This is a genomic window from Echinimonas agarilytica, assembly GCF_023703465.1.
Classification (GTDB): Bacteria; Pseudomonadota; Gammaproteobacteria; order Enterobacterales; family Neiellaceae; genus Echinimonas; species Echinimonas agarilytica.
Window position 1 is genome coordinate 854,058 of the sequence record NZ_JAMQGP010000001.1, and the last position, 19,302, is coordinate 873,359.

At 46.2% G+C, this 19,302-nt stretch carries 21 protein-coding genes; 9 read left to right on the top strand and 12 right to left on the bottom strand.

Going from position 1 to position 19,302, the window contains the following annotated elements; all coding sequences use genetic code 11:
* Positions 1-126: 126 nt before the first annotated feature.
* The 6 genes from mpl to trmB are packed head-to-tail and all read left to right on the top strand — an operon-like array spanning position 127 to position 5,120.
* Entirely contained in the window at positions 127-1,491 is a 1,365-nt protein-coding gene (mpl, locus tag NAF29_RS03515; RefSeq protein WP_251260100.1) for a UDP-N-acetylmuramate:L-alanyl-gamma-D-glutamyl-meso-diaminopimelate ligase, read from the top strand.
* Entirely contained in the window at positions 1,488-2,123 is a 636-nt protein-coding gene (locus tag NAF29_RS03520; RefSeq protein WP_251260101.1) for a flavin prenyltransferase UbiX, read from the top strand. Before mpl ends, NAF29_RS03520 begins: the two co-directional genes overlap by 4 nt.
* Positions 2,119-2,646: a hypoxanthine phosphoribosyltransferase gene (hpt, locus tag NAF29_RS03525; protein ID WP_251260261.1), complete on the top strand. Its 528-nt coding sequence runs from the start codon at positions 2,119-2,121 to the stop codon at positions 2,644-2,646. The genes NAF29_RS03520 and hpt overlap by 5 nt, the downstream gene beginning before the upstream one ends.
* 58 nt (positions 2,647-2,704) lie before the next feature.
* Positions 2,705-3,625, top strand: a complete 921-nt coding sequence (locus NAF29_RS03530) for an ABC transporter ATP-binding protein (RefSeq protein ID WP_251260102.1) — start codon at positions 2,705-2,707, stop codon at positions 3,623-3,625.
* Positions 3,622-4,395, top strand: coding sequence for an ABC transporter permease (locus tag NAF29_RS03535; protein WP_285817552.1), 774 nt, complete (start codon positions 3,622-3,624; stop codon positions 4,393-4,395). The genes NAF29_RS03530 and NAF29_RS03535 overlap by 4 nt, the downstream gene beginning before the upstream one ends.
* Complete coding sequence (gene trmB, locus NAF29_RS03540; RefSeq protein ID WP_251260103.1) at positions 4,395-5,120, top strand: tRNA (guanine(46)-N(7))-methyltransferase TrmB; 726 nt, start codon at positions 4,395-4,397, stop codon at positions 5,118-5,120. The genes NAF29_RS03535 and trmB overlap by 1 nt, the downstream gene beginning before the upstream one ends.
* Before the next feature lie 69 nt (positions 5,121-5,189).
* Here the strand turns inward: trmB and NAF29_RS03545 are convergent, their stop codons facing one another.
* Positions 5,190-6,416, bottom strand: a complete 1,227-nt coding sequence (locus NAF29_RS03545; RefSeq protein ID WP_251260104.1) for a hypothetical protein — start codon at positions 6,414-6,416, stop codon at positions 5,190-5,192.
* A 238-nt stretch (positions 6,417-6,654) separates the two neighbouring features.
* Between NAF29_RS03545 and NAF29_RS03550 the strand changes: the two genes are divergently transcribed.
* Positions 6,655-7,275: a fumarylacetoacetate hydrolase family protein gene (locus NAF29_RS03550; RefSeq protein ID WP_251260105.1), complete on the top strand. Its 621-nt coding sequence runs from the start codon at positions 6,655-6,657 to the stop codon at positions 7,273-7,275.
* 6 nt (positions 7,276-7,281) lie between these two features.
* On the top strand, positions 7,282-7,680 hold the full coding sequence (locus NAF29_RS03555; RefSeq protein ID WP_251260106.1) for a GFA family protein: 399 nt from the start codon (positions 7,282-7,284) through the stop codon (positions 7,678-7,680).
* 81 nt (positions 7,681-7,761) lie between these two features.
* On the opposite strand, the gene NAF29_RS03560 is transcribed toward NAF29_RS03555, so the two are convergent.
* The 3 genes from NAF29_RS03560 to focA form a co-directional block, all read right to left on the bottom strand.
* A complete protein-coding gene (locus NAF29_RS03560) occupies positions 7,762-8,994 on the bottom strand; it encodes a uracil-xanthine permease family protein (RefSeq protein WP_251260107.1) in 1,233 nt (410 codons plus the stop codon).
* 131 nt (positions 8,995-9,125) lie between these two features.
* Positions 9,126-9,755, bottom strand: coding sequence for a uracil phosphoribosyltransferase (gene upp, locus NAF29_RS03565; protein ID WP_251260108.1), 630 nt, complete (start codon positions 9,753-9,755; stop codon positions 9,126-9,128).
* A gap of 130 nt (positions 9,756-9,885) precedes the next feature.
* Entirely contained in the window at positions 9,886-11,388 is a 1,503-nt protein-coding gene (gene focA, locus NAF29_RS03570; RefSeq protein WP_251260109.1) for a formate transporter FocA, read from the bottom strand.
* Positions 11,389-11,629: 241 nt separating this feature from the next.
* On the opposite strand from focA, the gene NAF29_RS03575 reads away from it, so the two are divergent.
* Positions 11,630-12,535 carry a LysR substrate-binding domain-containing protein gene (locus tag NAF29_RS03575; protein WP_251260110.1) on the top strand — a complete coding sequence of 302 codons (906 nt, stop codon included), beginning with the start codon at positions 11,630-11,632 and terminating at the stop codon, positions 12,533-12,535.
* Positions 12,536-12,655: 120 nt separating this feature from the next.
* Here the strand turns inward: NAF29_RS03575 and NAF29_RS03580 are convergent, their stop codons facing one another.
* The 8 genes from NAF29_RS03580 to dksA all read right to left on the bottom strand — a co-directional run bounded on the left by NAF29_RS03580 (position 12,656) and on the right by dksA (position 19,068).
* Complete coding sequence (locus NAF29_RS03580; protein WP_251260111.1) at positions 12,656-13,207, bottom strand: carboxymuconolactone decarboxylase family protein; 552 nt, start codon at positions 13,205-13,207, stop codon at positions 12,656-12,658.
* Between the two features lie 343 nt (positions 13,208-13,550).
* Positions 13,551-13,931, bottom strand: coding sequence for an aspartate 1-decarboxylase (panD, locus tag NAF29_RS03585; RefSeq protein WP_251260112.1), 381 nt, complete (start codon positions 13,929-13,931; stop codon positions 13,551-13,553).
* 79 nt (positions 13,932-14,010) lie between these two features.
* Positions 14,011-14,874 carry a pantoate--beta-alanine ligase gene (gene panC, locus NAF29_RS03590; RefSeq protein ID WP_251260113.1) on the bottom strand — a complete coding sequence of 288 codons (864 nt, stop codon included), beginning with the start codon at positions 14,872-14,874 and terminating at the stop codon, positions 14,011-14,013.
* On the bottom strand, positions 14,871-15,668 hold the full coding sequence (panB, locus tag NAF29_RS03595; protein ID WP_251260114.1) for a 3-methyl-2-oxobutanoate hydroxymethyltransferase: 798 nt from the start codon (positions 15,666-15,668) through the stop codon (positions 14,871-14,873). Before panB ends, panC begins: the two co-directional genes overlap by 4 nt.
* 23 nt (positions 15,669-15,691) lie before the next feature.
* Positions 15,692-16,192 (bottom strand): 2-amino-4-hydroxy-6-hydroxymethyldihydropteridine diphosphokinase, encoded by a 501-nt coding sequence (gene folK / locus NAF29_RS03600; RefSeq protein WP_251260115.1) that lies wholly within the window; start codon positions 16,190-16,192, stop codon positions 15,692-15,694.
* Complete coding sequence (pcnB, locus tag NAF29_RS03605) at positions 16,192-17,508, bottom strand: polynucleotide adenylyltransferase PcnB (RefSeq protein ID WP_432763224.1); 1,317 nt, start codon at positions 17,506-17,508, stop codon at positions 16,192-16,194. The genes folK and pcnB overlap by 1 nt, the downstream gene beginning before the upstream one ends.
* Positions 17,509-17,700: 192 nt before the next feature.
* A complete protein-coding gene (gene gluQRS, locus NAF29_RS03610; protein WP_349665545.1) occupies positions 17,701-18,603 on the bottom strand; it encodes a tRNA glutamyl-Q(34) synthetase GluQRS in 903 nt (300 codons plus the stop codon).
* A gap of 15 nt (positions 18,604-18,618) precedes the next feature.
* Positions 18,619-19,068: an RNA polymerase-binding protein DksA gene (dksA, locus tag NAF29_RS03615; RefSeq protein WP_251260117.1), complete on the bottom strand. Its 450-nt coding sequence runs from the start codon at positions 19,066-19,068 to the stop codon at positions 18,619-18,621.
* Positions 19,069-19,302: the final 234 nt, after the last annotated feature.

The following is a 19,302-nucleotide window of genomic DNA, read 5'->3' on the forward strand; positions in this document are numbered from 1 at the left end:
ATTAATTGTTATTAAATTACTTTTCAAACGAGTGTTCGATTTTATTTGCTACAAATCTGGCGGTATTCGATGTGCTCATGCAGTGTTAGAATCTAACTTCATTAGAACAAGTGGTTACTTAACTTCATGCATATTCATATTCTTGGAATTTGTGGCACATTCATGGGCGGTGTTGCCGCATTGGCGAAGGCGCTTGGCCATCAAGTCACAGGCTCAGACGCCAACGTCTATCCGCCAATGTCGACTCAATTAACTGAGCTTGGAATTGAGCTTACACAAGGGTATGACCCAAGCCAATTGGACCCAAAGCCTGATTTAGTGGTTATTGGCAACGCCATGTCGCGCGGCAATGAGGCCGTTGAAGCGGTACTCGATCAGGGCATTCCTTTTATGTCTGGCCCCGAGTGGTTGCACCGCTACTTGTTGCAAGACCGTTGGGTTTTAGCCGTATCAGGAACTCACGGTAAAACAACAACATCCAGCATGCTGGCTTGGTTGTTGGAGTATGCAGGTATGAAACCGGGTTTTCTTATTGGCGGTATTCCACAGAACTTTGGCTTATCTGCGCGCTTAGGCGACTCGCCTTTTTTTGTTGTAGAGGCTGATGAATATGACTCAGCATTTTTCGATAAACGTTCCAAATTTGTTCACTACCACCCTCGGACTTTGATCCTCAACAACCTTGAATTTGATCATGCTGATATCTTTGACGACCTTGCTGCCATTGAGCGACAGTTTCACCATTTAGTGCGGATTGTTCCGGGGTCAGGGCGAATCATTGCGCCTGAGGATGAACCTGCACTGCAACGTGTGTTGGAACAAGGCTGTTGGAGCGAACAGGAATCTTTAGGGGCAGACGCTTCCGATTGGGGATACCGGCTGGAACAAAGTGACGGTTCGTGTTTTAGCGTTCGCCATAAAAGTCAGTGGTACGGGCCTGTAAAGTGGAACTTAATGGGTGAGCACAATGTGCGCAATGCGGTGATGGCCATTGCTGCGGCTCGCCATGTTGGTGTGACGCCGGATGTGTCTACTGCAGGTTTGGTGGACTACATTAATACCAAGCGTCGAATGGAGTTGCGAGGCAATGTGGCGGGGGTCAAAGTATTTGATGATTTTGCTCACCACCCAACGGCCATCGCCACAACCATTGAAGGTCTTAGAAATCATATGACCGAAGGTCGCTTAATTGCCGTTTTAGAGCCGCGTTCAAACACCATGAAGATGGGCGTTCACCAACAAACATTGGCTGCCAGTTTACAAGGAGCTGACCAAGTCTTTTTATTTCAGCCTTCAGGACTGAACTGGTCAACGGATGAACTCGTAAGTGAGCTCAACTGCAGTGCGCATATTGCGGATGACATTGATGCTTTGGTGCAGTCGATCACAGCCATGGCATCGCCACAAGACAACATACTTGTCATGAGTAATGGCGGGTTTGGCGGTATTCACGAGAAAATTCTGCAAGCTTTGTTAGAGAGACAGCAATGAGTTCATTTAAATCACCCATCACACTGGCCTTTACCGGCGCTTCCGGAGCGCCCTATGGGTTGCGACTGCTGGAGTGTTTAGTGGCCGCAAATCACCAAGTGTTTGTCTTGGTGTCAGGTGCCGCACGCGTTGTGCTCGACACCGAAAGCCAATTTAAATTGCCGTCGTCACCCGATCGAGCAACGTCCATGTTGGTGGACTATTTCAAAGCGAAAGAAGGCCAAATTCAAGTCTTTGGCAAAGAGCAGTGGTTTTCGCCCGTTGCATCAGGTTCGGCTGCGCCCAAACAAATGGTGGTGTGTCCGTGCAGCACTGGCTCGTTGGCTGCAATTGCCTTGGGCTCCAGTGACAATTTAATTGAAAGAGCTGCTGATGTGGTGATTAAAGAACGAGGCCAACTCATTCTCGTTCCGCGCGAAACACCTTTTTCGCCCATCCATTTGGAGCACATGTTATCCCTCGCTAAACTGGGGGTAACGATCATGCCGGCGGCACCCGGATTTTATCAAAACCCGAAAAGCATTGATGACTTGGTTGATTTTATAGTGGCTAGAATCTTAGATCACTTAGGCCTAGACCAAACATTAATGCCTCGCTGGGGTTATCACCAAAGCGGAGATCTAAATGATTGAACATAAAATTGAGCCACTGATTGAAGCAGATACACTGTTGGCTCGGGTAAAAGAGCTCGGGGATGAGATCAGCACCTACTATGCGGGCAGTGAGCATGTCATTTTGGTGGGATTACTCAGAGGCTCGGTCATTTTTCTTGCCGACTTAGCACGTGCTATAGAGCAGCCTGTGACGTTGGATTTCATGACAGTGTCGAGCTATGGCAGCGGTATGAGTACAACCAAAGATGTTAAGGTACTCAAAGATCTCGATGAAGACATAGAAGGCGCTGACGTCTTATTAGTAGAAGACATTGTTGACTCAGGGCATACCTTGAGCAAAGTGTTAGCTATGCTTGCATTGCGCAATCCCCGCTCATTAAAAGTATGTACATTACTGGATAAACCTTCTGGGCGGGAGGTAGATGTGAATATTAAATGGGCAGGCTTTGAAGTGCCAGACACCTTCGTAGTGGGCTATGGAATTGATTATAGCCAGCGCTATCGTAATTTACCTTATTTAGGTAAAGTCATACCTCTATAACAAATCAACACCTGCCTGTGGTTTGCACACAGGCACTTTCCTCCTCACAGGACACTAAATGAAAGCCATTGATATCAGGGGCCTCACCAAAACGTATGAAAATGGTGTGCAGGCTCTCAAAGGAGTTGATCTTTGTGTTGAACAAGGTGACTTCTACGCATTGCTCGGCCCCAATGGCGCGGGTAAATCAACCACCATCGGAATTTTAAGCTCATTAGTCACGAAAACCTCCGGTGAGGTTTCAATTTTTGGACATAGTATCGACACCGCGTTAGAAAAAGCGAAAAGCTGTTTAGGGCTGGTGCCGCAAGAATTTAACTTCAATCAGTTTGAAACGCTCGAACAAATCGTCGTCAACCAAGCGGGTTACTACGGAGTACCTCGCCGCACGGCGCTAGAACGTGCAGAAAAGTACCTGACTCAATTGGAGTTATTCGACAAACGTCATCACCGAGCAAGAGAGCTCTCGGGGGGCATGAAACGCCGTTTAATGATTGCTAGAGCCTTGATGCATGAACCAGAAATGCTGATTTTAGATGAGCCGACTGCGGGCGTAGATATCGAAATTCGTCGCGGTATGTGGGACTTTTTAAAAGACATTAATAATGATGGTAAAACCATTATTCTCACCACTCACTATTTAGAAGAAGCTGAAACGTTATGCCGCAATATTGGCATTATTAATTCAGGTGAGATCGTCGTGAATACCAGCATGCAAGAGTTGCTGGCATCGCTCAATATGGAAACCTTCATTTTAGACTTGTCTCAAGCCGCTACCGCAGCCGTGCTTGAAGGGTTCGAACACAGGGTGGTAGGTACCAAGTCACTTGAAGTCGATGTGGCAAAAGAAATGGGAATGAACCGCGTGTTTGCCCAGTTGGACCAGCAAGGGATTCAAGTGCTAAGTATGCGTAACAAAGCGAATCGGTTAGAAGAGTTATTTGTGTCGATGGTTGAGCAGGGGCGAAATAAATCATGAGTATGCAAGTGAATCTGATTGCTCTGCAAAGTATTGTTCGTAAAGAATGCACTCGCTTCTTACGGATCTGGGTGCAAACCCTCGTACCGCCAGCCATTACAACAACGTTATATTTTGTGATTTTTGGGAATCTCATCGGTAGTCGCGTGGGGCAGATGGGCGGCTTTAGCTACATGGATTATATTGTTCCGGGGCTCATCATGATGAGTGTGATCACGAGTTCGTATTCCAATGTGGCTTCGTCGTTTTTCTCAGCCAAATTTCAACGCAATATTGAAGAGTTGTTAGTTGCGCCTGTGCCCAATTGGGTGATTGTCTTGGGCTATGTGCTTGGAGGAATGACGCGTGGTTTGTTAGTGGGTAGCATTGTGACCATCGTGTCTTTGTTTTTCACCGACATTCATATCCAGAATTTCGCCATTGTTGTGCTCGTGATTTTAATGACCTCTATGTTGTTTGCCTTGGGAGGTTTGTTCAATGCCTTATTTGCTAAAACATTTGACGACATTAGCATTATTCCAACATTTATTTTAACGCCATTGACCTACCTCGGCGGTGTTTTTTACTCCATTTCCATGTTGCCTGAATTTTGGCAATGGGTGTCTAAACTCAATCCTGTGGTCTACATGGTGAACACATTCCGTTATGGTTTTTTGGGAGTGAGTGATATTCCTGTATTGCCTTCTATTTTAATGGTTTTGGCGATGACGGTGATTTTATTCGCGGTGATTATGGGAATGCTCAAGCGCGGCACAGGAATTAGAAGTTAATGAGTGGCGATTCAAAACCAATTGTCAGTAATCAAGAAGGTTGTCATGACGGTTTACTCAAACGTTTGGAGCGTCATTTAGCGCACCCATTCAAAAAGCCAATTGCTGAACACACGCGCCAAGCATTTGATGAAGTCAATGAGCAGGTCAAACAATGGACAGGGCCAATTATTCTTGATGCCTGTTGTGGTGTTGGTGAAAGCACCAAAGGATTGGCTGAAGCCCATCCAGATGCCTTAGTCGTGGGTATTGATAAGTCAGATCTTCGCATAGGAAAGGGCTTACAAGAATCGGGGCAAGGTCGTTATATTTTGATGCGCGCCGACTTAAACGACTTTTGGCGACTTGCTTGGAGTGCAGGTTGGAATGTGGCGGCACAATATGTGCTGTATCCAAACCCGTGGCCAAAGTCTGAACACTTAGGGCGTCGCTGGCATGGGGCTGGAGTATTCCCATACATTTTGGCGTTGGGAGGGGAGTTGATTGTGCGCTCAAATTGGGACATCTACATCAACGAATTTGCTCAAGCATTGAGTGCATGCCACATCAATGCAGCGATCAGTCGTTATCCAGAAGCGGGCGAGACAATAGCACCTATGACGCCATTTGAACGCAAGTATTGGCAGTCGGGTCATTCCAGTGTGCAGGTGACATGCTCGCTGGACTCCTATCAGGCACCGGACTGGTTGGCAGCTGCATTCTTAGAGTCTATTCAGGGCAAATGATGTTGCCCTGAGTGATTGAAACAGCGCCTCTATTGAGGCGTTTTTTAGGGGCGCAGAATGACGCCTATACTACTTTTGGAGGTGAGTAACGTCTTGTAGGTAGCTTACAGTCTTCACATCAATGGAGTTGAGCCGGCTTTGGTGCGTAATATACTGGCTGCTCACATGGCTTACTTCATGGCTATTCATGGCCGCAATTGCACGGGTTTCAGACAAACCAATGTTGAGAGGAGCATGAGAGAACTGCAAGTTGATATGAATGCTACCGCAGTATTCAAAGGCCTGATCCCACTCAGCTAATGCGTCGAGTAGGTATGAGAATATCTTGCAGTAGTCACGGCTACCCTTTCTTTGGGTGAGGTGTTCGATATGCTCCAACGCTTCGAGCATATCATTTTCTAATGCAAGCCAAAGCTCATAACACTGGTTCAAATACAGCTGTAAAATTGAGATCTCATTTATTAAATTGAGGTAGGTGTCGCCTAGAATATGCCACTGAGTTTGTTGCATCATTTGCGGTGTTGCCGCCAGAACCTTATCTTCGATTGCCTCAATCTGGTCCAGCAAATGTTCTGAATCTAATCTGATAGGGTATTCGGCTCCGCCAATTGAGCAGCAAATGACTATCCCGGGTGCCTCTTGCTGTAAATGTCCTTCTAAAATAGAAATTTTCCCCAGCACAGCCGAGTCACTATTTTCCAATTGAATTTGTTGCGTCACTTGAGCGCTATTTTGAATTCTTGTTTTGAAAGATTGAATGCTTTTGAGTACATCGCATTCCTCCATCAGCAATTCAATGGACAATTGAGATTTTAGCTCTGAGAGTTCGGCTGTTAATACGCGTTGATGCAACATGGTTGAATTGAGAGATTTCTGAAAATGCTCAATCACAGCCCCTATGGGTTGACTAATGTTCGAGATGTTTTGCGCTAAATTTTTCAGCGTCATCTCATGCGTTGGATTTTCGATTAAGTCTGATGCATGTGCTTTAGCCGAGACTAAGTGTTGGCGAACCAAAGGATGAAAGCGATGGGCGCTATCGGAAATTTCCCACAAACCAGACAATGAATTTTCCGACCATTGTTTGAGTGCTGAGCGTGCACGAGAAAAAGCGCGTTCTGTCGCTTTGTTTTCATGGATATGTTCGTCGCAATTCAATAAAGAAATGACGGACGCATTGACGTTGATGAATTGTGATTTATAGTTTTTTAGCGCATCTCCGAATTGTGGGAGAGAGTCTGAAAAAACGTCGGATAGAGCTTTGTAGCGCGAAGATGCTAGTGTTCGAGCCTTCATATCTACACCTAGTTTGCATTGTTTTGATGATTTAGTTGCTGTGCATGTCATCCATGTGCTTTTATGATTTGGAACGAATAGTGAGCGTCATCATTCACAAATCAGGTCTACGTCCTGACCTGCGATAAACACTACTTAATTTATGTGAATGACTGAATTACAAACCATTACACAAAGTGTTTGTTATATGACCAGCCCTGACAAAACAGCATGCCGGGGCACTGCAAAGGAGTCCCCATTGAAATCAATTCAAATCACTCAGGCATCAATAAATACAGTGACTCCGTCAAAAATTGTGTGCATTGGCCGCAACTATGTTGAACATATTGCAGAGCTTAACAATGAAATTCCTGAACAAGCAGTGGTGTTTGTGAAACCCAATTCTGCCATTTCAAATGAGTTGCAAGCCGTTCATCAAGAGCCTCTGCATTACGAAGGTGAGATTTGCTTTGTCGTAAAACAAGGGCGTTTCGCAGCCGTCGGATTTGGTTTGGATCTCACTAAGCGCACATTGCAAAGTAGCCTTAAAGAAAAGGGGTTACCGTGGGAGCGAGCGAAGGCGTTTAACGGAGCAGCAGTGCTGGGAAATTTTGTACCCATTAATGCAGTTTCTGATGATCTTCGTTTAGAGCTTTGGATTGATGGTTCGCTGGCGCAATCTGGCGGAGTATCACAAATGATGTATCAACCGTCTACAGTACTCAGTGACTTGGCTACTTTTATGACACTCGAAGATGGTGATGTGGTGATGACAGGAACTCCCAAAGGTGTTGGTGTCGTTAACGCTGGCTCAACGTTTGAAGGGAAAATATTTGATGATCAGCACTTATTGTGCAGCTCTCAATGGATTGCGAAATAGATCTAAATGACAGATGTGTATGATACTTCCACCAACGCAAAGTACACGCTAGCTTGCCATTGTGGTGCGGTGCAACTTCGGTTGCATTTGCCTTGCGGGATTCAAAATCCGAGGCGCTGTAACTGCTCTATATGCCGCCGTAAGGGAAGTGTTTCGGGCGCAATTGCACAATCGGATTTAACCATTGAAAAGGGGCATGATGTTCTGAGTGGGTATCAATTCAATACTCATGTTGCAACTCACTATTTTTGTTCAAAATGTGGTGTGCACACCCACCATCAACGGCGTTCGAATTCAAATGAATTTGGTTACAATGTGGCTTGTTTGATCGGGCTAAAACTCAGTGATGTGGAGAATGTGATGGTTAGCGACGGGGTGAGTCACCCCGCCGATCGTGGATTATAACGGACTATGTTTGCTTGATAAAAATTGAACTCGACATTCAATTTTTTTGGGGCAAATAACCTGTGTTTATTGTGTGATTGATTAATGAGTCTTTTCAGTAGAGCCCTTGGGCAGAATTAAATTCAACACAATGGCAAGTATGGCAGCTAGAGCAATGCCACGTAACGCGAAATCACCAAACTCAAAGAACATTCCACCTAACCCAAAAACAAGCGTGAGCGCTACAATAGTCAGGTTTCGTGGTTCGCTAATGTCATCTCCCGCTTTCACCAAAGTATTGAGTCCCACCGATGCGATAGCCCCAAATAATAACGTCATGATTCCACCCATTACAGGGGTAGGAATAGTGCTTAGCAGTGCGCCACTTTTACCACAAAACGATAATGCGATGGCAAATACAGCGGCCCAAATCATGATCACAGGATTAAAGGATCGGGTGAGAGCTACAGCCCCTGTGACCTCGGAATAAGTTGTATTCGGCGGGCCTCCAAACAGAGACGCAGCGGTTGTTGCAATGCCGTCCCCAAGCAGGGTCTTTTTAAGCCCTGGCTTTTTCAAGAAGTCTTTGCCTGTGACATTAGAAATGGCAACCATATCACCAATGTGCTCGACTGCTGGAGCGATGGCGATGGGGACAATGAATAAGATGGCTTCCCAGTTAAATTCTGGCGTTGTGAAATTTGGAATGGCAAACCAAGGTGCGGCCGTCATAGGGGCAAAGTTTACCATGCCTTGAAAAACGGCAATGGAATAACCTACGATTAGCCCGGCTAAAATTGGAATCAGACGCAGCAGGCCTTTGCCCAGAAGAGACACCAAAATCGTCACAATGAGCGCTGGCATCGATACCATCAAAGCTTGCTCAATGGGAAATAAAGTAGCTGAACCGTCACCCGTTTTTCCCAGTGCCATGTGCACAGCCACTGGCGCGAGACTTAAACCAATCACCATAATCACTGGCCCAACGACAATCGGTGGCAGAATGCGGTGAATGATCTGTGTTCCCTTGATCGCAACCAGCCCGCTAAGGAACATGTACAGCACGCCAGCCGCCATTAAGCCAGACATTGTGCTGGCAATTCCCCATGTTGCGACGCCATGTGAAATGGCAGGAATAAAGGCGAATGATGACGCCAAAAAGATAGGGACTTGGCCTTTGGTGACCAATTGAAACAACAGTGTGCCAATACCTGCGGTAAACAAAGCAACATTGGGATCAAGCCCAGTAAGAATCGGTACGAGCACTAATGCACCAAAGGCTACAAACAACATTTGTGCGCCAACGATCGCCGTTCGTGGAGAATACGGAGACATAATTAAACCTTAGTCTTTTAATAGAATGGGTTGCAAGTGAGCCCAACTCATATCAGCTTTGAGGCTTCTATGCAGTTGAGCGAACACTGAAAAGTTACGACAAATAAGTCATCTGGAACTTGGTTGAGGTGTTATCGAGTTCCAAAAATTTTGTCTCCAGCGTCACCTAATCCGGGGATAATATAACCTTGTTCATTTAGGTATTCGTCGACCGAGGCTACGTAAATATCCACATCAGGGTGTGCGGCTTCGAGTTTCTGAATGCCCTCTGGGGCAGCAACCAGAAAAAGTCCCATGATTTGGGTGCAACCTTTAGATTTTAATAGGTCGATAGTGGCAATTAGCGTTCCGCCGGTAGCTAGCATGGGGTCAACGATTAATGCGGTACGTTGCTCAACGTCTTGCACTACCTTGTCGAAGTAGGCCACCGGCTCTAAGGTTGTTTCGTCGCGGTATAGGCCAACCACACTAATCTTGGCGTTGGGGAATAAGGTTTCAACACCCGACAACATGCCCAATCCTGCGCGCAAAATAGGAACGAGAGTCATTTTTTTACCTTTGATGTTGTCAATGGCAACCGGAGTGCCTTGCCAGCCATCAATTTCAATGATTTCTGTTTCTAAGTTACGTGTGGCTTCGTAGGTTAAGAGAGCGCCAATTTCGCTGCATAACTCGCGAAATAGCTTAGTACTGATGCCATTTGCTCGCATCAACCCAAGCTTATGCTGCACTAAAGGGTGTTTGATTTCGAAAACTGCCATGAGGTGTCACCTGAGATTTATAATTTTATCGCCGCATAAATAGCATAGAAGAAAATCAAATGACTTGATGTTCGGCAAACGGAAATAAAAAAGCCAGCAATTTGCTGGCTTTTAAAAACGAGATGTTTACTTACGCAATATCGCGTTCGACATGATCAATATCTTCAATCACATTAAGGTGCTCACCATAAATCGGGCGAAGTGCTTTAATGACATGCTGGCGCGTGACAACACCAATCAGAGTCTCACCGTCTACCACTGGAATCATATGAGGGCGATTTGCATGGCTTTCACGTGCTCTATCGGTAAGCGACAAGGTGCTCATAGACGTTGCGATACCCGCATCTGATGTTGGGTAAACTTGGTCTTTATCGATACTTAAGTACTCTGCTAATTGAAGTAGATTGTCGTGGCCTGAAATGGTGTGAACTTCACGGCGCATTAAGTGCTGAACTTGAGTGTGAGCCTCTGGCATATAGTCTGTGCACCAAAGATCGACCAGCACGTCTTGTACAGAGAAGAAACCAACGACTTGTTGTTGATGACCCACCACAGGTGCTCCGCTCAAATTCATTGCAAGCAATTGATCAAGCGCAACTTGAATCGATGTTTCAGGAGTAACTGTGATTGGGTTTGTTTCCATGATTTGATTGATTTTCATTGTTTTATCTAACATTTGAGACTCCAAAAAATAGTTGTTCGTTGTGGTGATGATGGGGGTTAATTGTGTATTTGACTGAGCTTTTTCAGGCGACCACTGGTAAATTCTCCAGTAACTTAGGCCGACCAAAACTGAGCCACCAACGATGTTTCCTAAAGTCACTGGGACTAGGTTTGCGACAAAAAAGTTGTTCAGTGTGAGGTCCGAAAATTGCGATGCTGGAACGCCTATTTGCTGCCAAAAATCAGCCGGTGCAAAGGTGTGAATCGCGATTCCTAAAGGCACCATAAACATGTTGGCTACACAGTGTTCGAATCCAGCACTGACAAACATCGCAACGGGTAAAATCACAATCAGTGCTTTGGTCATTATTTGCGTTGAACTAAATGTCATCCAAATGGCTAAACACACCAAAAGGTTACATAGAATTCCCAAAGCAAAGGCTTGCATGGGGGCATGGTGAAGCTTGTGCTGCGCAATTTTTAAGGCATTGAGCCCCCATTGCCCGTTGTCGAGTTGATATAAGCCCGCTGCAGTGACCAGTGCTAAAAGCACTAATGCACCGATAAAGTTTCCAATATAGACTTTGCCCCAGCCTTTGAGCATTTGGCCCGTGGTGATTTGACGGTTGGCTCGGGCGATACAACTCAATACCGAGCTGGTAAACAATTCGCCGCCACATATCACGACTAAGATCAGTCCCATGCTGAACGCGATACCGCCAGCTAACCGACTCAGGCCCCAACTCATCGAGTCGTCACCTGTTGTTACCGTGATATAAAACACAAATGCTAAACCGATGAATACACCAGCCATGACGGCTAAACCAAGCGTCATTGCAGCGGGCTTACTCGACTTCGATAACGCATATTTTTCAGCTTGCTGCATCATTTCAGCTGGCGTGAAATGCTCGGATGAACCATTGTTATCTACAGTATGAAGCGGCACTTGTGGTGACCGATTAGCAGTCATTGTTGTTTGCTCCTTGTGTGTATAGAGCGAGCTTGCTCGTTAATTGCCAAGTGAGGATTTGTAAGGTCATTAGCGCTCCCTGATGATGGTCCTCGTGAAAAACTGAAACCAAATTACCCCGAAAAACATGGCAAGTTAAATTGATAATTTTTTGATTAAGATTCAATAAAATTGATTAAAGTGTCGGTAGCATGAATAGCGCATCACTGGCCATCTTCAACGGAATAGAGATTCTGAAAATATGAGATATTCACTCAAGCAATTGGCGGTATTTGATTCTGTCGCAAGCTCTGGAAGCGTTAGTCAAGCCGCGGATAAGCTCGCTTTAACGCAATCAGCTACCAGTATGGCGTTATCTCAACTTGAAAAAATGCTGGGACGCCCATTGTTTGAACGCCAAGGCCGCCGCTTAGTTTTAACTCATTGGGGCATGTGGCTTCGCCCCAAGGCAAAGCAGCTCTTGTTTGACGCGCAACAAATTGAATTAGGCTTTTATGATCAACACATTATAAGCGGTGAGCTGTCGTTAGGAGCGAGTCAAACCGCCGCAGTGCACTTGATGCCACAACTTATCAGTAATATTGATAATGAATTTCCAGAGTTAAGAGTGCAGTTAGGTGTTAAAAATACTGAGAAAGTCATTAGCGGTGTGCGGGATTATCAATACGAACTAGGCATTATAGAAGGACGCTGCGACGATAGCCGCTTGCAACAAGAAGTCTGGTGTCATGATCATCTTGTGATTGTGGCATCGAAACATCACCCGTTTGCGAAATACAATGAGGTCAGTTTGTCGCAACTTGAGCAGGCAAAGTGGGTGCTTCGAGAACCTGGGGCGGGTACGCGAAAAATATTTGATAGTGCAATGCATGGCGCAATTGATGATTTGGATGTGTGGCGTGAATACGAACACGTCGCGGTATTGAGATCGTTAGTTGAAAACGGCCCGTATCTCAGCTGCTTACCCTATTTGGACGTTGAAAGTTCAATTGAGCGAGGAGATCTGGTGGCCTTGTCGACACCCGGGATTGAAATTGAACGCACTCTTTCATTTATTTGGCGCACTGATGCGGTGGAAAACCCGTTGCGCGAGTGCATTAAACGAGAGGCCAAACGCATGATTAAGGCCAACAAAAAGAAGATGTGATTGACCATCAATAAAATTGATAGTCATTTAATCCTGTATTCACTCGTTGTTTTCGAGCTTTCAATTTAATTTTTGCTAAAAACCAGCTTTCTGGTTGGTTTTTATGGCAGCAAAGAAACCTTATGCTTTTTCCCACGCGAATTGTTCAAATGCCTTATCCAGCGGTGTAGCAGCAAGGTGATTGGTGTAGTTACTAATCACTTTTTGTGAGAGACCTAATATGATTTCAAGCAATTGCCGTTGCCCGTATCCAGCTGCAAAAAATGCTGCAACTTGAGCTTCGTCAACGCGCCCTCGACCCCGCACAATCCCTAGCGTGGTGTCTTGCAGGGCTTGTAACTTCTCAGTGGGCATTGGTTCACCATTTCTCAACGCGTCAGTAAGCGCGGCATCGACCTTCATTGAATGCGCAATACCCGTATGTGCAGGTACACAATAGGTACAACCATGCTCTACATTAATACTTTGCCAGACCACAGTAAGTTCTTCGGCATTGAACGATGAGTTGGCAAACAACTGATGAAGCACTTGGTAACCCTCCAAGATCCCCGGAGATTCCGCTAAAACGGCATGTAAATTGGGGATCATGCCAAATGCTTTTAGCGACTTATCTAAAAGAGGCTTGCTTTCAGCGGGGGCAGTTTCGAGGGTATGTAGTTGAAAGTTGTTCATGGTCTAAGCTCCAAATATTTGAAAGAGGTCAGTCTGTTTGAACCTTACAGATGCAAAGACTATAGATGAACTGTAGCGACCGTTCAAGTTTGAATTGAACGATCGTGACCGGATTGGAGTTGTTTTGCAGAAATACATGACCTCTGTTTTTAAAATTTAAATAATTTCAATGACAAAGAATACTCCGAGCGAAGCAATAAACGGAAAGATAATATAGAAAAATGCAAAGCTCAGAGGGAATATCGGAAGTTTATTCAGTTGTAAGACGTATTGATTCAAATGTCAGACATAAAAAAACCAGTCGAGTGACTGGTTTTTTTATGTGCACATTGTGCTTGTGGCATTACGCGACTTGAACAGGAATGTCTTTGCTCTGGCGAACAATATCATTGTTCTGATCCAAGTAAACCAATGAAGGTTTATGTGCTGTGGCTTCGGCATTTGCCATGCTCACATATGCACAGATAATCACGCGGTCACCAATGCTGGCTTTGTGAGCCGCTGCACCATTGACTGAAATGATCCGAGATCCACGTTCACCTGAAATAGCGTACGTTGTGAAACGCTCGCCGTTTTCAATGTTATAAATTTGGATTTGCTCGTACTCGAGAATGCCAGCCGCGTCCAACATGTCCTGATCAATCGCACAGGAACCTTCATACTCAAGCTCGGCGTGTGTGACACGTGCTTGGTGAAGTTTACCTTTTAACATGATCGCTTGCATTGCGCTCCCCACTCTTCAATAAATATCTATCGGCTGAGGCCTGCGTTGATGGACTAGACCTCGGACGGCGGAATATATACTAAATAATAGAGTCCTGCAAATTCACCACAATATTGTCGATGAGCCTAGCTTTGCCTAAAAAAGCGGCCATTAAAACAACATGCTCGGTTGTGTCAGAGTTGGCTGGTGCAAGCGTGTTGGCGTCGCAGATATCGATGCTGTCTGTTTTAAAACCTTGTTCATCTAGCTGTTGTGACGCGTGTTCAATCAGCTCTGAGTAATTTTTTTCACCTGCACGGACCGCGGTCTCGATGCCCTTCATCACTTGAGCGAGCAGAGGGGCAATTTGGCGCTGCTCTGAGGTGAGGTAACCGTTGCGTGAGCTCATGGCAAGACCATCGTCTTCTCGAACCGTAGGTACGCCGATGATGTTGATAGGCAAACACAAATCTTTTGTAAATGCTCGGATCACGGCTAGCTGCTGGAAGTCTTTTTCACCAAAACAGGCAACGTCAGGCTGTACGATATTGAACAGCATGGTCACAACGGTTGCTACACCAGTGAAATGCCCCGGTCGCATCGCACCTTCAAGTACATCGGCCACACCTGGCACAGAAACTTGGCTTTGAGCATCAAGCCCTTTGGGGTACATGATTGCAGGAGTGGGGCAGAACACTAAGTCAGTTTCGACCTTATCTAATGCTGAGCAATCGTCGGTCAAGGTTCGAGGGTAATTGTCTAAATCTGACGCGTTATTAAACTGCATTGGATTGACAAAAATACTCACCACCACGCGATCGGCGTGCTTAAAAGCTTCTTTGACCAAGGTGAGATGACCTTGATGAAGGTTGCCCATAGTGGGCACAAAGCCGACCTTTAGCCCTTCTTGTTTCCATTCACGCACAGTCTCGCGAATGACATCAATATGCTCGGAAATAATCATTCGTCAAAGCTCTGCTCAGCTGAAGGGAATATCTCTTGTTCAACTTCTTGTATGTACAAAGCCACAGCCTTGTGAATATTGCCGGTGGTTTCGAGATAGTTCTTGGAAAAGCTTGGAACATAGCCTGCGGTCAGGCCCAACATATCTTGCATGACTAAGATTTGGCCGTCGGTGTCTGGGCCCGCTCCAATACCAATGACAGGAATGGTTAAGCTGCGAGCCACGCGTTTAGCAAGCGGTGCAGGAATACACTCAAGTACTAATAGTTGAACCCCAGCTTTTTCTAGTTCCATGGCCGAGTTGATCAGCTGACGTGCTGCAGCATCACCACGGCCTTGTATTTTAAAGCCCCCGAATACGTTGACCGACTGCGGAGTGAGTCCCAAGTGGCCGCATACCGGTACACCGCGATCCACCAAGCCGCTAATGGTTTCAGCGAGCCATTCACCGCCTTCCATCTTGACCATTTGAGCGCCTGCTCGCATTAATTGAGCTGCGTTTTGATAGGTTTGTTCAGGTGTTGCATAGGACATGAAAGGCATGTCGGCAACAACCATGGCTCGTTTCGCTGTAGAGGCGACACAGCGTGTATGGTAAGCCATTTGTTCGACGGTCACGGGCAATGTGCTGTCTTCGCCTTGTAACACCATGCCCAGCGAGTCACCGATCAGAATCAGGTCGATACCGCAGTCGTCGAAGATTTTTGCGAATGAGGCATCATACGCCGTGAGAGTTGCAAACTTTTCACCTTGCTCTTTTTTCTTGAGTAGGCTTGCGACAGATACTTTTTTCATAGTTAAACCTAATTGCGTTCAGATCAGGCCGAATGTTCAAGCTGATGCAAACCGTTGCGTGGACATTGGCTGAGCAATGTTTGCAAAGGAGTGCCGTCGGGCAATACAAGTTCGGCAGCAATATCAGCTAGAGGATAAAGGACAAACTCCCGTTCGCCCATATGGTAATGCGGAATTGTTAGGCGAGGTGTGTGGATAGTTTGGTTGCCAAAAAGCAGTATGTCCAAATCTAAAGTCCGTGGTCCCCAGCGTTCGTCTTTGCGTTGTCGGCCCTGTTGTTGCTCAATGGACTGCAAGGCATTCAGCAAACCTTCGGGATCCATGGCCGTCTCAATGGCCACTACTGCGTTAATGTAGTCGGGCTGATCAGTCGGGCCAAGAGGCTTGCTGCAGTACAAAGGAGAAGCCGCAATAAAGCGGCTATTTGTTAGTTTTTTAAGCGCATCAATGGCAACTTGAGCTTGTTGCACAGGATGATTAAGATTTGCTCCAACGCCAATGTAGCAAGTCTGCCGTTGCGTCATTATGATTCTGCATCCTTCTTGGGCTTGTTAGGCGAAGTCCGGCGCCGCCGACGGCGGCTTCCTGGGCGTTTGCCTGCTGACCCTGAACCTGCAACTTCTTTTATCAATGAGGCACGTTTATCGCCCGTTGATGTGAGGTACTGTTGCCACCACTCTGCTAGGGGTTTTAGCTCGCCACCGTAGACTTCACCTCGCAACAATAAAAAGTCGAATGCTGCACGAATCTTTGGGTGAGTCGATAGCTTCTCTGCACGTTTGCCTTGGCGGTTGGGTAAGCGCAATTGCAAGCTCCAGATATCACGAGACACAAGGCTAAAGCGTTTTGGTACCGCGGTCCGTTTTTGCTGGCGGTCGAGCACTTCACTGGCCGCGATTTGAAACGCCTCAGAAGGTCCGAGTTCAGATTCAGTGGCCAGCTCTCGCGCATTAAATTCAACCAATGGCCACAGCATCGCAGCATAGATAAATGCTGGAGTGACGCTTTGATCGTTGTTCACGCGCTCATCCGTATTGCGGAGCGCTGCAAGAATAAAGGCCTCATCCGCTTCTGTTGCATCGCTGTCAAGAAACGTAACTAAATCAGGGAATAAAGCTTCGAGTAAGCCAAATTCGCGTAGCATCTGGAAGTTTTCTTCGGCTTTACCGGCCAGAAGTAATTTACAAATTTCGTCAAATAGGCGAGCTGCAGGAATACTGCCCAACAAGTGAGCTAGGTCATGAATTGGGTCTGCTGTGCGAGGTTCGATGGTCATGTCGAGTTTGGTGGCAAAACGCACGGCACGAATCATTCGGACCGGATCTTCTCGATAACGCTCAACTGGGTCTCCGATGATTTCGATGCGGCGATTGTTAATGGCATCTATGCCATTGGCAAAATCAAGCAATGAGTAGTCGGCAATGCTGTAGTAAATAGCATTGATGGTGAAGTCGCGGCGTTCGGCATCTTCTTCGATAGTGCCGTAAACATTGTCACGAACAATCATGCCGGCATCATCAAGCTTAGACACTTGATTGCTCTTGGAGTCGTCGTGGTGACCACGCATGGTGGCAACTTCGATAATTTCTCGGCCAAACATAATGTGGGCAAGTCGGAAGCGGCGGCCAATTAAACGACAATTGTGAAACAACTTTTTGACCTGCTCTGGGCGGGCGTTGGTGACAATATCGAAATCTTTTGGCTGCTGGCCTAACAACAAATCGCGTACACCGCCGCCAACAAGGTAGGCTTCAAAGCCTTGCTTGTTGAGGCGGTACATAACTTTCAAAGCACTTGGGCTGAGTTGTTGACGCGAAATACCGTGCTCGGAACGCGGGATCACCGTGGCTTGCAGCCCTTCGGTGTCGCTAGTGTTTGTGGTCGCGCTGCGACGGAACAGGTTGAGTACGCGGTTCAGTACCATGAAATTAATGGCTCATCGTGTTAAAAGAAGCGCAATTTTAGCAAACTCGCAGCAAAATAGAACGAAAAGGCTTGTATCTGTTCGCACTATCTTAAAAATTTAGTGAAATCAAAGATTGACGGAGCGTTTCACGCCTAGTTTTTCTCGGTTCCAGTGCGTTTTTGCCCAGTCGAGAATGTCACTTACGGTCGAATGACGCAATTGTTGAGGAACATGCAGGTTCAAACAGGCCAGCGCTTGGCAAAGTTCTGGCTGTGGATGTTGCCAGTTAATTGGCGCGGCATGATTTTGCTTGCTGAGTTTATTGCCATGTTCATCAAGCGCAAGCGGGAGGTGTAAATAGGCGGGTGGCTGTTGTTCAAAATTTTGATATAACGCTATTTGCCAACCCGTTGTTTCTAACAAATCGATGCCCCGCACCACATGGTTTACGCCTTGGCTTAAGTCGTCCATTACCACTGCGAGCTGGTAGGCGATGAGACCGTCGCGGCGTTTGATGATGAAATCTTCTTGATTCCACGGTGGATGTAATTCAATCGACCCTAAACGAAGGTCATGAAAATGGTCGACTCGGTGGTGATGTTTGAAACGGACGGCATGACCTTCAATCGGCAGATGACGATCGCGGCAATGCCCATCATAATGGCCGCCAATTGATTTCACTCGCTTGCGCGTGCAATCACATGCGTAAGCATGTTGATCCGCCACAAGTTGGTGAATGCGGTCGAGAAAATCTTGCTGATGGGTACTTTGATATAAAACGCTTTGATCCCAATGCAATCCAAATGCTTCAAGCGCGTTTAAGATCTGGGTATCAGCCCCAGTGACTTGACGAGGTGGATCGATGTCTTCAATACGCACAAGCCATTCGCCATCAATAGCTTTAGCGTCGAGATAGCTTCCTACTGCGGCAATTAAAGAGCCGAAGTGGAGCGGTCCGGAAGGAGAAGGAGCAAAGCGCCCACAATATCGGGTGGCAAGTGGGCGCATTAGCTGCGTTGCTCGGGTCACTAGGTGACCTATCGATTAACCCGCTAACTGCTTTTCTTTAATCTCAGCTAACGTCTTACAGTCGATGCATTGATCGGCAGTTGGACGAGCTTCTAAACGACGAATGCCAATTTCAATTCCGCATGTATCGCAGTAACCAAAATCATCTTCTTCGATGAGCTGCAACGTTTTCTCAATTTTCTTAATGAGTTTACGCTCACGGTCACGCGTACGAAGTTCAAGACTGAACTCTTCTTCCTGAGCTGCGCGATCGACAGGATCTGGGAAGTTTGCAGCTTCGTCCTGCATGTGTGATTTAGTGCGGTCAACTTCTTCACGAAGTTGCTGACGCCACGCTTCCAAAATCAAACGAAAGTGATTTTGTTGCGGTGTATTCATGTATTCTTCGTCGGCTTTAGCTTGGTAAGGTTCAACCCCTGCTAACGCTAAGATACCGAGAGACGTAGTTTTTTTAGACTCAGGCATGCCACATACCCCTATATAAGCAACACCAATTCCAGATCAACTGAAATAATTAGGGCGCTATCTATATCAGAAACTTCGAGCGCCCGCAATTGTCTTTAGTAACATGACTTAAAAGATTCAACTACTTTTGAAGCCAAGTAATTTGATGTTCTCGGTGCTAATTCGCTGTTTTGAACATTGTTTTATGCGTTGTTTCACGAACATGGAGTTTTCTTTTGTGTTGCAGGTCGGTGA

Excerpts from the sequence above, each read along its gene's own strand:
- mpl (WP_251260100.1), top strand. The coding sequence starts at position 127 with ATGCATATTCATATTCTTGGAATTTGTGGCACATTCATGGGCGGTGTT.
- NAF29_RS03520 (WP_251260101.1), top strand. The coding sequence starts at position 1,488 with ATGAGTTCATTTAAATCACCCATCACACTGGCCTTTACCGGCGCTTCC.
- NAF29_RS03530 (WP_251260102.1), top strand. The coding sequence starts at position 2,705 with ATGAAAGCCATTGATATCAGGGGCCTCACCAAAACGTATGAAAATGGT.
- NAF29_RS03535 (WP_285817552.1), top strand. The coding sequence starts at position 3,622 with ATGAGTATGCAAGTGAATCTGATTGCTCTGCAAAGTATTGTTCGTAAA.
- trmB (WP_251260103.1), top strand. The coding sequence starts at position 4,395 with ATGAGTGGCGATTCAAAACCAATTGTCAGTAATCAAGAAGGTTGTCAT.
- NAF29_RS03545 (WP_251260104.1), bottom strand. The coding sequence starts at position 6,416 with ATGAAGGCTCGAACACTAGCATCTTCGCGCTACAAAGCTCTATCCGAC.
- NAF29_RS03555 (WP_251260106.1), top strand. The coding sequence starts at position 7,282 with ATGACAGATGTGTATGATACTTCCACCAACGCAAAGTACACGCTAGCT.
- NAF29_RS03560 (WP_251260107.1), bottom strand. The coding sequence starts at position 8,994 with ATGTCTCCGTATTCTCCACGAACGGCGATCGTTGGCGCACAAATGTTG.
- upp (WP_251260108.1), bottom strand. The coding sequence starts at position 9,755 with ATGGCAGTTTTCGAAATCAAACACCCTTTAGTGCAGCATAAGCTTGGG.
- focA (WP_251260109.1), bottom strand. The coding sequence starts at position 11,388 with ATGACTGCTAATCGGTCACCACAAGTGCCGCTTCATACTGTAGATAAC.
- NAF29_RS03575 (WP_251260110.1), top strand. The coding sequence starts at position 11,630 with ATGAGATATTCACTCAAGCAATTGGCGGTATTTGATTCTGTCGCAAGC.
- NAF29_RS03580 (WP_251260111.1), bottom strand. The coding sequence starts at position 13,207 with ATGAACAACTTTCAACTACATACCCTCGAAACTGCCCCCGCTGAAAGC.
- panD (WP_251260112.1), bottom strand. The coding sequence starts at position 13,931 with ATGCAAGCGATCATGTTAAAAGGTAAACTTCACCAAGCACGTGTCACA.
- panC (WP_251260113.1), bottom strand. The coding sequence starts at position 14,874 with ATGATTATTTCCGAGCATATTGATGTCATTCGCGAGACTGTGCGTGAA.
- panB (WP_251260114.1), bottom strand. The coding sequence starts at position 15,668 with ATGAAAAAAGTATCTGTCGCAAGCCTACTCAAGAAAAAAGAGCAAGGT.
- folK (WP_251260115.1), bottom strand. The coding sequence starts at position 16,192 with ATGACGCAACGGCAGACTTGCTACATTGGCGTTGGAGCAAATCTTAAT.
- dksA (WP_251260117.1), bottom strand. The coding sequence starts at position 19,068 with ATGCCTGAGTCTAAAAAAACTACGTCTCTCGGTATCTTAGCGTTAGCA.